Annotated in this window: 1 protein-coding gene; it reads right to left on the bottom strand. The window is 66.0% G+C overall.

Annotated features, from left to right (window positions below; translation table 11 throughout):
• The coding region (locus AF337_RS35215) for an S-methyl thiohydantoin desulfurase domain-containing protein (RefSeq protein WP_152971333.1) at positions 1-206 on the bottom strand (206 nt) is incomplete at both ends.

The following is a 206-nucleotide window of genomic DNA, read 5'->3' as shown; positions in this document are numbered from 1 at the left end:
CAGGAAGGTCTCCATTTCGAGCTGCGGAAAGGCGCGGCCCATGCCGTCACCGTCGACGACGGGCAGGCCGAGGCGGGCGCCGACGACAAGCGGGATCGTCGAGTTGATGCCGCCGATCTCGATCGGCATGGTCGCCTGCGCCTTGCGGCCGAGATGACGTTCAAGCCGCTGCAGCGAAAACATTGCCTCCTCGCCGCTTGGGATCT

Source organism: Rhizobium ecuadorense (genome assembly GCF_001187535.1).
In the GTDB taxonomy this organism is placed as follows: domain Bacteria; phylum Pseudomonadota; class Alphaproteobacteria; order Rhizobiales; family Rhizobiaceae; genus Rhizobium; species Rhizobium ecuadorense.
This window is presented reverse-complemented; position numbering and strand designations above follow the sequence as displayed.